The 13,399-nt window shown below is 32.8% G+C and carries 11 protein-coding genes; 2 read left to right on the plus strand and 9 right to left on the minus strand.

Annotated elements, in window-relative coordinates:
- Positions 1 to 138: 138 nt before the first annotated feature.
- From J0383_RS10165 to J0383_RS10190, 6 genes are all read right to left on the minus strand, one after another.
- Positions 139 to 603, minus strand: coding sequence for a hypothetical protein (locus J0383_RS10165; protein WP_207298272.1), 465 nt, complete (start codon positions 601 to 603; stop codon positions 139 to 141).
- 45 nt (positions 604 to 648) lie between these two features.
- On the minus strand, positions 649 to 1,008 hold the full coding sequence (locus J0383_RS10170) for a DUF7716 domain-containing protein (protein ID WP_207298273.1): 360 nt from the start codon (positions 1,006 to 1,008) through the stop codon (positions 649 to 651).
- 264 nt (positions 1,009 to 1,272) lie between these two features.
- Complete coding sequence (locus J0383_RS10175) at positions 1,273 to 1,662, minus strand: DUF2750 domain-containing protein (RefSeq protein WP_207298274.1); 390 nt, start codon at positions 1,660 to 1,662, stop codon at positions 1,273 to 1,275.
- 217 nt (positions 1,663 to 1,879) lie between these two features.
- A complete protein-coding gene (locus tag J0383_RS10180; RefSeq protein ID WP_207298275.1) occupies positions 1,880 to 2,359 on the minus strand; it encodes a hypothetical protein in 480 nt (159 codons plus the stop codon).
- 8 nt (positions 2,360 to 2,367) lie between these two features.
- On the minus strand, positions 2,368 to 5,733 hold the full coding sequence (gene mfd, locus J0383_RS10185) for a transcription-repair coupling factor (protein WP_207298276.1): 3,366 nt from the start codon (positions 5,731 to 5,733) through the stop codon (positions 2,368 to 2,370).
- Complete coding sequence (locus tag J0383_RS10190; protein ID WP_207298277.1) at positions 5,726 to 6,334, minus strand: hypothetical protein; 609 nt, start codon at positions 6,332 to 6,334, stop codon at positions 5,726 to 5,728. Before J0383_RS10190 ends, mfd begins: the two co-directional genes overlap by 8 nt.
- Before the next feature lie 250 nt (positions 6,335 to 6,584).
- On the opposite strand from J0383_RS10190, the gene J0383_RS10195 reads away from it, so the two are divergent.
- Both J0383_RS10195 and J0383_RS10200 read left to right on the plus strand, forming a co-directional pair.
- Positions 6,585 to 7,523 (plus strand): L-threonine 3-dehydrogenase, encoded by a 939-nt coding sequence (locus J0383_RS10195; protein WP_207298278.1) that lies wholly within the window; start codon positions 6,585 to 6,587, stop codon positions 7,521 to 7,523.
- Between the two features lie 177 nt (positions 7,524 to 7,700).
- Positions 7,701 to 8,897 (plus strand): DUF418 domain-containing protein, encoded by a 1,197-nt coding sequence (locus J0383_RS10200; RefSeq protein ID WP_207298279.1) that lies wholly within the window; start codon positions 7,701 to 7,703, stop codon positions 8,895 to 8,897.
- Positions 8,898 to 8,980: 83 nt separating this feature from the next.
- Here J0383_RS10200 and J0383_RS10205 read toward each other — a convergent pair whose 3' ends face one another.
- The 3 genes from J0383_RS10205 to J0383_RS10215 all read right to left on the minus strand — a co-directional run bounded on the left by J0383_RS10205 (position 8,981) and on the right by J0383_RS10215 (position 13,281).
- Positions 8,981 to 9,499: an SMI1/KNR4 family protein gene (locus J0383_RS10205; protein ID WP_207298280.1), complete on the minus strand. Its 519-nt coding sequence runs from the start codon at positions 9,497 to 9,499 to the stop codon at positions 8,981 to 8,983.
- 202 nt (positions 9,500 to 9,701) lie between these two features.
- On the minus strand, positions 9,702 to 11,582 hold the full coding sequence (locus J0383_RS10210) for a M1 family metallopeptidase (protein ID WP_207298281.1): 1,881 nt from the start codon (positions 11,580 to 11,582) through the stop codon (positions 9,702 to 9,704).
- Positions 11,583 to 11,646: 64 nt separating this feature from the next.
- Positions 11,647 to 13,281, minus strand: a complete 1,635-nt coding sequence (locus J0383_RS10215; protein ID WP_207298282.1) for a S8 family peptidase — start codon at positions 13,279 to 13,281, stop codon at positions 11,647 to 11,649.
- Positions 13,282 to 13,399: the final 118 nt, after the last annotated feature.

Raw genomic sequence — 13,399 nt, forward strand, 5'->3', positions numbered from 1 at the left:
ATTCGTGAATTCGTGGCTATCTTTTTCTTAAAAAATAATAATTCATAATAAAACCAATTGATTCATAAACCAAAGGAAGTTTCCAATATTTTTTATTTTACATCTGCCCTAAACCAAGCAAAGCAATACATACAAATCTTACTTTGACGAATTAATATCATTATAAATGACTGTTATTTCTTTAGCATATTTTTTAGCATTTGGAATACGGACTGCTCGAACATAATTTTCAATTTCTTTGGGATTTTCTTTTAATATCCAATATTCTGCTAAGTAAATGATAAGAAAGTTTTTGTAAAATGGTAGGTTTACAATTTCATCATTTTCTTCTTCAGGTTCATATCCTTTTGGATATTCTTGTTCAATATCATCAGAGTATTTTCTGAGTTTTATTTCCACATAAGCTGATATTGAATCTGTATGTAATTCTATTAGAGACTTTAAATCATCTACTGTAACATTTGCCAAATTCAATTCTTTTATTGAGAAACCCCAAACAACATCAGGAATATTATCATCGATTTCAATGTTAATTCTTAATTTAACATTCTCTAATAATACATTATAAGATGTCGAGTTTACAAAATCTACTAAAGTTTTCATAGCATACTAATTTTATTACTAGATAATCTCTTTAAAAATCCCATTTTAATTCTCCTTAAAAGCATCATATTCGAGGTAATAATTTATTGCGAGTATTAGTTCATTTAGAGTAACATTTAGATTTTTATTTTTTGCATACTTTATAATATCATCAAATGTTTGCGATTCAATCCAAATCTCCAGACCTTCGTTTTCAAATTCTTTCGGAATAGAATCGCCTGCTTCATTTTCGACATAAAGACCTTCTTCCTCCAAATCCCAAATATATTCTTCCTCGATATAAAAGAAACGAGTTCCTTCAGGATTGTTTAACCATTCTTTTGGATTAATATATAGCCATTCATTACGTTTATTACTTTCAACATCGTTGACAAGAGACTGGAGATTATTAAATACTTTTGGCATTTTTACTTATTTTTAAATTAATGATAACCTACATCTAGAGATCTATGTCAATTGAGTAAGTTCTTTCTAAGCTTTTTTCATTTTTCTAATCAAAAAAATTTTCAATCACATCTGCAATATCTTCTTTATAAAAACCTAGCTTCATCAGATATTCAACAAACAATAAAAAAGTTTCAATATTTTTTGTCTGAACATTCCCAATTAAAATCCGTAAAGCGAGTTCTATATCATTAATCAAACTATAATTTTAAACTTCTTTATTATTTAATATTTACTGCATTCGTATTCTAAATCTCTTAAAAAATCTTTTGCTTTCAGTACCGGTGTATCTTCGCGTTCTGGAATATCGAAAACTCCAACACCAATATTATCATCATCTAAATCAGGAAGCAGATCATCCATTAAGTTATCTAGAAATATTTGTTTTGGCACACAATCTTTATTTGTTTGTTTAATATAATGTTCTACAAAATCTTTTGCAGGCCAAATTGGAAAAACCATATTTCCCTTACTGTCTTCAAACATTATCCATCCGTCATTATACAGTCCCCATGCTTCTTCCCAATCTACTATTTTCTTAATCGAAAATTCGTATCTACTTCTTCCGTCTGTTTCAAGCAAATGTTTAATTTGTTGTTCGTTTAATTCAAGCATGTTAATCTTTCTTTTAAAAATGTAAAAGTAGATTTCTTTTAAAACAAAAACTTTCCCAAAAAAGCTTTAAAACAATAAGTTAAGACAATATTCAATAAAAAAAGGCTTTTAGTTTAAAACCAAAAGCCTTTCTTATATTAATCCTATATTTTTATTCAAAAGAAAACTTTATGTTTACATGATTTTTCTTAAATAAAAGGTAAATAAAATTAATTTTTTATTTTTTCAATTCCGGATAAATATCATCTTGAGTATTCAAAATCAAATCTGGACCAAATGATTTTAGCATATAATCATTTCCAATTTTTTTATAATAAAATCGTGCAGATTTCGCTTTCTCAAAATCGAATTTATTACTGAAAAATTCATCATCCCGAAAGAATTTATTTTGAGATTTCAATTGTGCTAAACTATCAGGATATCGATCATTTTTACTTTTGTAAAACTCCAAATCTTTTACAACTTCATTCAATTGATGATTTGTGAATTGAATTAAATGTTCTTTATGAAAATCACTAGTTAAATAAAAATACCAAAACAGAGGAGTGAAAAGTATTCCTGCCAATCCTATCATTTTCATTTTTTTATCTTTTCTAACAAAGCCTTGAACAATCAGAATTGCTCCAGAAATTAATCCGAAATTTGGAATCAATCCCACAAAACCAAATTTATAAAGGCTTTTTGAAGCTATTTTCATTTCTTTTTTTATTCTTCAAACAATTCCATCAACTCCAATGCTCGTTTTATCGACTTTACATTTTCAAAAGTCAATAACAAACGTAATCCGTTTACGGTTTGTTTTTCTTTCATTTTGCACAGTGTACTATGTTTTTGAACGAAGTTTAAAACATTTCTGAATTTCACGGATTGGTAATAATCTGATTGCTGATCTGAAACGAAATAACCAATCATTTTGCCTTGTTTCAAGACTAATTTCTCGATTCCTACTCTTGTTGCAATCCATTTAATTCTGATGCTGTTTAATAAGGCAACAGCAGGTTTTGGCAATGGTCCGAAACGATCGATTAGTTTTTTCTCAAATTCCTGTAAACCAGCTTCGTCTTTTATCGCGCCTAATTCGTTGTATAAAACCAAACGTTCTGAAACGTTATTGATATATTCATCTGGGAATAGTAACTCGAAATCGGCATCGATTTGAATGTCTTTTACGTATTCTTTTGTATCGATATCATTCTCTTCAGGATACAAATCTTTGAATTCGTTTTCCTTCAATTCTTCAATCGCTTCATTCATGATTTTTTGGTACGTATCAAAACCAATTTCATTAATGAAACCGCTTTGTTCTCCTCCTAATAAATCTCCCGCACCGCGAATCTCCAAATCTTTCATCGCAATATTGAAACCGCTTCCCAATTCACTGAATTGTTCCAACGCCTGAATACGTTTTCTGGCATCTTCAGTCATTGATGAATATGGCGGACAAATGAAATAACAGAATGCTTTTTTATTGCTTCGCCCAACACGGCCGCGCATTTGATGCAAATCTGATAATCCGAAATTATTGGCGTTGTTGATGAAAATCGTGTTGGCATTTGGAACGTCCAACCCGCTTTCGATGATTGTAGTGGCGACCAAAACATCAAAATCTCCGTTCATGAAACCTAACATCAATTCTTCGAGTTTAGCTCCGTCCATTTGTCCGTGGCCAATTCCGACTCTTGCATTTGGAACCAAACGCTGAATCATTCCTGCCACTTCTTTTATATTTTCAATTCGGTTATTGATAAAGAAAACCTGTCCGTTTCGTTGAATTTCATACGAAATCGCATCACGAATAATTTCTTCATTAAAAGTAACCACATTCGTTTCAATCGGATAACGATTTGGCGGAGGTGTTGTAATTACCGATAAATCTCGTGCTGCCATTAATGAAAACTGTAAAGTTCTCGGAATTGGCGTTGCTGTCAATGTCAATGTATCAACATTCGCAGCAATCGTTTTTAATTTATCTTTTACGTTTACTCCAAACTTCTGTTCCTCATCGACAATCAATAAACCAAGGTCTTTAAAAACCACATTTTTATTGACCAATTGATGTGTTCCAATAACGATATCGAGTTTTCCTTCGGCTAAATCTTTTAAAGTCTGTGTTTTTTGTTTCGCTGTTCTAAATCGGTTTAAGTAACCAATTGAAACTGGCATATCTTTTAAACGTTCCGAAAAAGTTCTATAATGCTGATACGCCAAAATGGTTGTTGGAACCAAAACCGCTACTTGTTTGCTGTTGTCAACCGCTTTAAAAGCAGCACGAATGGCAACCTCTGTTTTTCCGAAACCAACATCACCACAAACCAAACGATCCATTGGGCGATCGCTTTCCATATCGGCTTTTACTTCCGCTGTCGATTTCATTTGGTCTGGCGTATCTTCGTAAATAAACGAACTTTCCAATTCGTTTTGAAGATAACTGTCTGGCGCAAACTGAAATCCTTTTTCTAAACGACGCTTTGCATACAGCTGAATCAAGTTGAATGCAATATGTTTGACGCGAGCTTTGGTTTTCTGTTTTAAAACCTTCCAAGCGTTCGAACCCAATTTATAGATTTTCGGAGGCGTACCGTCTTTTCCGTTGTATTTCGAGATTTTATGAAGCGAGTGAATACTCACATACACAATATCATTATCGGCATACACCAATTTTATGGCTTCCTGCGTTTTGCCTTCCACCTGAATTTTCTGCAATCCGCCAAATTTCCCAATTCCGTGATCGATATGCGTTACATAATCGCCTACAGAAAGTGCCGTTAATTCTTTTAAAGTGATATTCTGCTTTTTAGAATACCCATTTTTGATGTTGAATTTATGATAACGCTCAAAAATCTGGTGATCGGTGTAAGCCGTTATTTGATTTTCTTCATCAATAAAACCTTGATACAAAGGCAGTACAATAGTATGATATTGCTTTCTTATATTTTCTGAATTGGCTTCGTCTAAGCTTTCAAAAATATCATGGAAACGTTTTGCCTGCGTATCATTCGAACAAAACAGATAATTTACATATCCGTTAAAATGATTATCGCTCAAATTGTTCAGCAATAAATCAAATTGTTTGTTGAAAGATGGCTGCGGCTGAATATGAAATTCGAATTTTTTAATGGTTTTATAAACGGGTCTTGAAGCCAATTCTACAACTGAAAAATCCAAAGATCTTTTTATAAATGACGCCTGATTTAAAAATAATTGTTCTGGCGTGGCGTGTTTTATTTCTTTCGAAAGTTTCTCAAAAGCTTCTTCTGCTCTTGCGAATTGTTTGTCCAACTGACTAAAAAGTCCTTCAGTATTTTGGATGAAAAGAACTGTTTTTTCGGCAATATAATCTAAGAAGCTCTCACGGTTTTCCTGAAAAAGTTTGTTCTCCACATTCGGGATAATCGTGATTTTTTTATGGGTTTCTACGGACAATTGCGTTTCAACGTCAAAAGTTCTAATGCTGTCTACTTCATTTCCGAAAAATTCAATTCGGTAAGGATGATCGTTTGAAAAAGAAAATACATCGACAATACCTCCGCGGACTGAAAATTCGCCGGGTTCTGTGATGAAATCTACTCTTTTAAATTCGTATTCAAATAACACTTCGTTGATAAAATCGATCGAAATTTTATCGTTCAGCGCGACTTTTAAAGTATTTTTATCCAGTTCTCTCCTTGTAACTACTTTTTCAAAAAGTGCTTCTGGATACGTAACAATTACGGCTGGTTTTTTTCTAGAATTAATTCTATTTAGAACCTCAGCACGAAGCAAGACATTGGCATTGTCGGTTTCATCAATTTGGTACGGACGGCGAAATGAAGCGGGATAAAACAATACATCCTGCTCGCCAATCATCTGCTCCAAATCGTTTAAATAATAAGCGGCTTCTTCTTTATTGTCTAAAACAATCAGAAAAGGCAGTTCGGTTTTTCTGAAAACGGAACGGATAATAAATGAAACTGCAGATCCTAACAATCCGCTGATGTTCATTTTTGCTTGGTTTCCTTCCAGTAAACTTGTGGCAATCTGCTGTGCTTTTGGCAGATTATCGTATGTTGTATATAAGGCGTTTTTACTCAACTCTTGGCAGGTTTGGCTCTTTTAGCGGTTCTGTATTTTGAATGGCGCGTGTTGTATCTAACATTTTAAGGAAATCTTCTTCTCCTTGTTCTTTTGGAATTTTGGCTTTTTCGACAATCTTATCCATTTGTCTTTCCAGCGAAACCAGTTCTTTGTTGATTTCTCCAATCAAAAAAGCGACTTTATCATCTGGAATTTGATTTAAATGAATAAACAAATCCATCATTTTGATTTTAGTAATCAAAATAGAAATCCGGCTTTTTATTTGCGGCTGATTGAACTGCGACGGAATATTATTGTTTAAAGCCACTGCTTTTTTGGCAATTGCCGATGATTTTTTCTGAAAAGCTCCAATTGTTTTTCTCGGCTTGTCTCCTATTTCTTTTAGAAAATCACGCCATTCTGTCCATGTTACTGCATTTTTTTCAGAAACTTCATTTATGGGTTCATCAATAAAAATCCATGCTTTATTAATGTTGCTAAATATCTTTTCTTTCTTTTTGGCTTCTTTAGCATTTTCAGCCAAACGTCTTTCATTCTCATTTTGACAAGATTGAAGTCCAAGAACCAAAAGAAGAAACAGGATTATTCTATATTTCATTTTCTTAAAATGTTAGGGCGCAAAGTTACGAAGTAAATTTACAATTACGAATTCTGTTTTTTGCTGCAAATAAGCTAAAATATGTTCTTTTTTAGCCACAGATTTTTGATAGTTTAAAAGTGTAAATCACAAATTAGCTTCACGAAAAACCCAAAAAAGAAAGTTCATTGTTAGTAATCTCATAATTTAATGTTAGAAAAAACGTTGATAATTGCGAAAACGTTATATTTGCAACACTAAATCGAAACAAATGAACCCAAAAATATTAATCATTGGTGCCTGCGGCCAGATTGGAACTGAGCTGACCCAAAAACTGCGCAAAATATACGGAACCGAAAATGTAATCGCTTCTGATATTCGAAAATTAAATACAGATGTCGTGAATTCGGGTCCTTTTGAAGTCATCAATGCTTTGGATTTTAACCAAATTGAGCATCTTGTTGAAGTACATAAAATTACCGATGTGTATTTAATGGCGGCACTTTTGTCTGCAACTGCCGAAAAGAATCCTGCTTTTGCTTGGGATTTAAATATGAATTCGCTTTTTCATGTTTTGAATTTAGCTAAAGCCAAAAAAATACAGAAGATTTTCTGGCCGTCAAGTATTGCCGTTTTTGGACCAACCACTCCAAAAGAAAACACACCGCAATATACCATTATGGAACCTTCAACAGTTTACGGAATCAGTAAACAAGCAGGTGAAAGATGGTGCGAATACTATCATAATATTTATGGTGTTGATGTACGAAGCATTCGTTATCCAGGTTTAATCAGCTGGTCGACTCCTCCAGGCGGTGGAACTACAGATTATGCTGTCGATATTTTTTACAAGGCTATTGCCGATAAAAAATACGAGTGTTTCTTATCATCAGAAACAAAAATGCCAATGATGTACATGGATGATGCAATTGATGCAACAATCAGTGTCATGCAGGCTCCAGCTGAACAAATTAAAATTCATTCATCGTATAATTTAGCCGCAATGAGTTTTACACCAACAGAAATTGCTGCCGAAATAAAAAAACATATTCCGGATTTTGAAATTACTTATAATCCAGATTTCCGCCAGAAAATTGCGGACAGCTGGCCAGCAAGTATCGACGACAGTTCTGCCAGAGAAGACTGGAACTGGAATCATAAATTTGATTTGGAATCTATGACAAAGGATATGCTGGAACATTTAGCATAATCTAAAATGAAAAAATTTAAGGCGTGTTATTAAAAATAACACGCTTTTTTTTGTGAATTTTATTTTTTATAAGAAAAAACTTTGATTATATAATTTATTTACTTTTGGTTGCGTTTAGAAACATTAGGTTTATTCCAAAAATCATCAATCAAAATCACAACGAAAACATTTAATCAAATGACAAATTCTTATCATCCTGTCGAACAAAGCAAACGGACTGCAATTGTTGACATACTTCGAGGCTGGGCCATATTAGGCGTAGCAATTGGCAATTATATTGATTTCCTATACATTGGTGCAGAAAAAGAAATTAAACATGATACTTTTTCTGAAATACTTCAATACGTGAATCGCTATTTATTTGCAGCGAAATCTTGGACATTACTAACTCTTTTATTTGGCTATGGATTTGCTATTTTAATTAACAACGTAGCTTCTAAAGGAAAAAATCCCGTGACCTTTTTTGCTTGGCGAATGATTTTACTATTTATTTTAGCTTTTATTAATTCGTCTTTTTGGCTTGGCGATATTTTAAAAGATTATGCCTTTTTAGGACTCGTATTACTGCTTTTTTACAAGTGTTCTGCCAAAACCTTAGCGATCATTTCTACAGTTATTATACTTACAATTCCTTTTTTAATGGCTTATGTAAATGGTATCAAGATTGAACATCCAGCGATTGCTACCAATCCAGAGTATTTAAAACTATATCATTCTGGAAACTGGATTGAGTTTTTTAGATTTAATTTACTTGCTTCATTTTACGAACAAATTATTGTTCCAGGCTATGCTTTTACTGCCCACTATGTTATGTTAGGCTGTATGCTTTTTGGTCTTTTACTTCAAAAAATAAGCTTTTTCGATCGTTTAAAAGAATTGAAAAAATTATTAAAATATGTCTGTGGAATTAGTTTTATTTTGGCAGTTATTATAGGAATCGTATTTAATATTGCTATCATCTACAAAGCTCCTTTTCTAAAAATTTTCCATCCGCTTTACTGGTTGGTTTTAAGTACGATGGTTTTTATAGCAACTGGAATTTGCCTTTTGTACATTAATGGAAAATTGAAAACAGTTTTCAGCTATTTCAATGCAGGCGGAAAAATGACGCTGACTAATTATATGAGCCAAAATATATTGGCGGGTATTCTTTTCTCAGGAATTGGACTCGGAATTGCAGATTCAATGCCATATTGGTTTTACTTTATATTGGCCGTTTTTATTTTTATTATTCAATTATTTATTAGCAAATGGTGGCTTTCAAAATACAATTACGGCCCAATTGAATGGGTGTGGAGATCTGCAAGTTATAGAGAATGGGTGCCTTTTAAAAAAACAAAGCCAGAGGTTTCTGCAGATATAAAAATGGTATAAAATTTAACTTTGGAAATAAACTTGAACTCTAAAAGAAAAGCCCTTAAATTAGTTTTAAGGGCTTTTTTATATCTGTTTGAAAACTATAAAATCTGTTCTAGATATTCATTAAACTTCGAATCGTTTATATGATCAATCATTATTTGACAAAATTCTTCAAAGTCATTTGCCAAAACATTCACTTCTTCATGTTCAGGTTCGAATCCAAAAACAATTTTTCCTTTTTCATTTCCTTTTGTGACAATAGAGATATGCGAATATCCAGTTTTAACAGACATTAAAAAGCAAAAATGACTTTCCCAGAATTGAATAATTGGTTCTTTACTTTTCTCATCTATTGAAGCCTCAAGACTTTGCTTTTCAAATTCATTCCAAGCAAATGAATCTTCTTCATTTTTCTCAAGTAAATCCTGATTCGTAACAAACCAAGCTGTTGCATCTGAATTTTCGAGAATATTTACGGAACTCATAAGCTCTTTAAGCTCATAAGGAACATTTGATATTCTATTTCTTATCTCTTCAGATAATAAATCAACAGAAATTTCATTATTGTTTATTTCTAATTCCCAACCTGATTCTTTCAAAAAGTTTGCTACTTTCATTATTTGTTAATTTGATTGAAGATAATCTCTATCTATGTTTTTTCTCTTTAATAATTTTTTCAAAATATTAAAATGATAACAAATGTAGAGAGCAGCTTTGTTTTATTAATCCTTTAAAAAACATCTTTACAACAGAATAAGGCTAAAATAAAAAATCCAAAGTCAGTTAATGACTTTGGATTTTTTATTAAAGTTTAATATTTTACTTCACTTCAAAAACATTATTGGTTTGTTTTACGTCAGCCATTAATCCACTTGGATCGATAGTGATTTTTTTGATTGACGTTTTGTTTTTATCAATTGTAAAACTATAGTTTTGTTGTGCCCAAGCCCAGTCTTCCAAAACAGTTCTTTTTTCGTTTGGATTTGGATTTGGTTTAATGAAATTCATCATTCTTAACGGAATATAGAATGTTTCAGAAGTTCCATCAGTGTAATCCACTTTTAAATCGATTGGCATTGGCATTCTTCCTATTCTTTCTAAACTTACAGTTGTTTTTCCTGCATTATCTACCACATCTTTAATTCCGTAATCGATTGTGTTGGTTGTTTGTGCCCAATCTGTTAAATACCAATCTAACTCAGCACCAGAAACTCTTTCTGCTGATCTTTTGATATCATTTGGAGTGGGATGTTTGAATTTAAAGTCGTTGAAATATCTTTTTAAAGTCGCATCTACATTTTCTTTCCCGATTACATATTCTAATTGAGAAAGGAAAATACTTCCTTTAATATAAGATGAAATACTATACGGACGGTTTTCATCATAACGATCTCCGTGAGTAGTCTGCGGTTGTTCTTTACCAGAATTTACTAAACTGTAATACGCTTTATAATTCCCTACAAAAGGATTTACTTCTTTTTTATCTCCTTTTAACTCATTCAAAGCACTGTCTTCAATGTAGGTTGTAAAACCTTCGTCCATCCAAGGGTGTTTCGATTCGTTTGAAGCCAAAATATGCTGAAACCAAGAATGTCCTAATTCGTGTGTAGCGGTTCCAAGAATTCCTTCAAGAGTTCCGTTTCCTAACATTAAAGTACACATTGCATACTCCATTCCACCGTCTCCACCTTGAATAAATGAATATTGTTTGTACGGATATGCTCCTACTCTGTGGTTGTAATAATCCATTACTTTTACCATTAACGGTTCTAACTGTTTCCAGTTTTCAGTTGTTTTTGGATTGTTTTTGTAGAAGAAATGCAAATCAACATCGTTTGGTCCTTTTACAATATCATGCGTGTATTCTTTATCAGCAGCCCATGTAAAATCGTGAACATTTGGCGCAATAAAATGCCATGTAAGTGTTTTTGTTCTTTTAGGATATGTTACCGTTACACCAGCATCTTCATAACCATGTCCGATAGAATTTTTGTCTTGTAAATATCCAGAACCTCCAATTGTATAATCCTTATCAATTGTAATTTTCACATCAAAATTACCCCAAACACCGTGAAATTCTCTTGCGATGTATGGATCTGCGTGCCATCCTTCGAAATCAAATTCGGCTAATTTTGGATACCATTGCGACATTGAAAGTTCTACTCCTTCAGAATTGTTTCTTCCTGAACGACGAACTTGAACCGGAACCTGTCCGTCAAAGTCTAAAGTAAAAGTAGTTTTAGAATTTGGCAGAATTGGTTTTGCCAGAGTAACTTCTAAAATAGTTCCCGAAACTCTAGTTTGAGCTACAGCACCATCTTGTTTGAAGTTTGTGATTTTTAAAAAACCAATTTCGTTAGGTTTTAAAGTTTCAATGCGGCTTTGTTTTACTTCTTTTCCATCAGCTGTTTTTACTTTATTGACCATTCTTCCGTCTGGATCTTTAATAAAGTGAAGACGTGCATCCATTTCGCTTCCCGGCTGAAAAGCGTTTGGATATAAATGATAGAATACTTTTTTTAGAGTATCAGGAGAATTATTGGTATAAACCAATTCTTGTTTTCCTTTGTACTGATAGTTTTTTACATCCATCGAAACCTCCATTTTATAGTCAGCGTGCTGCTGCCAATATGGGGCGCTTTGTGCAAAAGCCGAGTTAAAGCCTAAACTTAGGAAAGAAAGTAAAATAATTTTTCGCATGTTTATATGTAATAGAAAATGGAAGAGCGCGAACTCTTCCATTGGATTAATAGTGTTTGAATCTTTATTTTTTAGACATTTTTTCTGCCATTAATAAAGCATTATAAGCGTTTACCATTTTTGCTGTTTTTGATGATTCAGCAGAAGAAACAGCAACTGGTTTTTCTTGTGGATTTGGATTTTCACCTAACACAACCATTGAAGGAAGTGCTACTCCAGAGTCCATTAAAATCTTTTTAACCTGAGCTGCTTTTAATTTTGGATAGTAAGAACGAATTAAAACTGCTACTCCAGCTGCATTTGGAGATGCCATTGAAGTTCCTTGTAAATATTTGTATTTATTATTTGGAACTGTTGCATAAATTTCTTCTCCTGGAGCAAAAACGTCTACATTGATTTTCCCGAAGTTAGAGAATCCTGCCACTACATTTTCTCCGTATTCTTTATTAATGGCTCCAATTGTAATTACGTTATCTGCAAATTCTTTTACGTTGTCTTCAGAATCATTTGGGTAATTGATGTTTTTCGTTTCATCAATATTGTAACCATCATTTCCAGCAGCGTGAACAATTAATACGTCTTTTTTAGCGGCATATTTAATCGCATCGTAAACCCATTGTTTGTGTGGAGAAAAACTTTTTCCAAAACTTCCATTGATTACTTTTGCTCCATTATCTACTGCATAACGAATAGCAAGAGCAATATCTTTATCATATTCGTCTCCATCTGGAACGGCTCTTACGGTTAAAATTTCAACATTTTCAGCTACTCCATCTCCGCCTAAATTATTGCCGCGAATTTGAGCGATGATTCCAGCAACGTGTGTACCGTGAAGCGCTTCTTCTTTATCTGGACCAAAAACAATATTATTACCGTAATGATTGTTTTTAATATCTTCCGGATTATCGCCTACCACTTTTCTTCCGTCGTATTCTTTATTTAAATTGTAGTTTAACTGATCGTAAACATATTTTCTATATTCTTCAAATTCAGCTTCAGGATCAAAAGTTGGTCCTGTATTCGTTAAAATTTGAGTCATTACTTTTTTGCTGTTTACAACATTTTCGTCTGTTGAAGTAATAGAATTTAAATCCTCAAGAGTATATTTCTCTTTATTTAAAGCTGTTTTTACAGTTTTATGCGCATTCAATAAAAAGTCAACTCTTTCTTTACCTTGTAAAGCTTCTTCATACTTTGCAGTATATTGTGCCAGAGCTTCTTTGTATTCTGCAGAACCATCATCAGCTTTTTTAACGATACGGGTCATTTCAAGATTTTCATGAACAGCATCTCCAAGGAAATTCCATCCGTGAACATCATCAATAAATCCATTTTTATCATCGTCAATTCCGTTTCCAGGAATTTCTTTAGGATTCGTCCAGATTTTTCCTTTTAAGTCTTCATGCTCGATATCGACACCAGAATCTACAATTCCTACGATAACTTTCTGACTTTTTTTGCCTTGTAGTAATTCAGCGTAAGCCCTATCAACACTCATTCCCGGAATCGAATCTTTTATTAAATCCAGATGACTCCATCTTTTCAATTCATTTTCGCTAAGAGGAGCTTTTTTTACAACTGCCGCCGGCGCTGTAATTAACTCTTTAGAAGTTGAAACCTGCGCCTGTACTGTAGCGCTGCATCCTGCTAAAACAAGCAATGCAAAAGCAGATAATTTAAGAGGTTTTATATGACTCATGTACTTATAATATAATTGTAAAGTTAAAAGATGGGTCTAAATTATACTTTTTTGTTACAAAAAACTAACTCTTAACACTGTGTTATGAAATTATCTCTAATTTAAAGGGAATTAAATT

This window comes from Flavobacterium endoglycinae (assembly GCF_017352115.1).
GTDB classification, from domain to species: domain Bacteria; phylum Bacteroidota; class Bacteroidia; order Flavobacteriales; family Flavobacteriaceae; genus Flavobacterium; species Flavobacterium endoglycinae.

Coding starts and splice junctions, on each gene's coding strand:
- J0383_RS10165 (WP_207298272.1), bottom strand. CDS start 603: ATGAAAACTTTAGTAGATTTTGTAAACTCGACATCTTATAATGTATTA.
- J0383_RS10170 (WP_207298273.1), bottom strand. CDS start 1,008: ATGCCAAAAGTATTTAATAATCTCCAGTCTCTTGTCAACGATGTTGAA.
- J0383_RS10175 (WP_207298274.1), bottom strand. CDS start 1,662: ATGCTTGAATTAAACGAACAACAAATTAAACATTTGCTTGAAACAGAC.
- J0383_RS10180 (WP_207298275.1), bottom strand. CDS start 2,359: ATGAAAATAGCTTCAAAAAGCCTTTATAAATTTGGTTTTGTGGGATTG.
- J0383_RS10190 (WP_207298277.1), bottom strand. CDS start 6,334: ATGAAATATAGAATAATCCTGTTTCTTCTTTTGGTTCTTGGACTTCAA.
- J0383_RS10195 (WP_207298278.1), top strand. CDS start 6,585: ATGAACCCAAAAATATTAATCATTGGTGCCTGCGGCCAGATTGGAACT.
- J0383_RS10200 (WP_207298279.1), top strand. CDS start 7,701: ATGACAAATTCTTATCATCCTGTCGAACAAAGCAAACGGACTGCAATT.
- J0383_RS10205 (WP_207298280.1), bottom strand. CDS start 9,499: ATGAAAGTAGCAAACTTTTTGAAAGAATCAGGTTGGGAATTAGAAATA.
- J0383_RS10210 (WP_207298281.1), bottom strand. CDS start 11,582: ATGCGAAAAATTATTTTACTTTCTTTCCTAAGTTTAGGCTTTAACTCG.
- J0383_RS10215 (WP_207298282.1), bottom strand. CDS start 13,281: ATGAGTCATATAAAACCTCTTAAATTATCTGCTTTTGCATTGCTTGTT.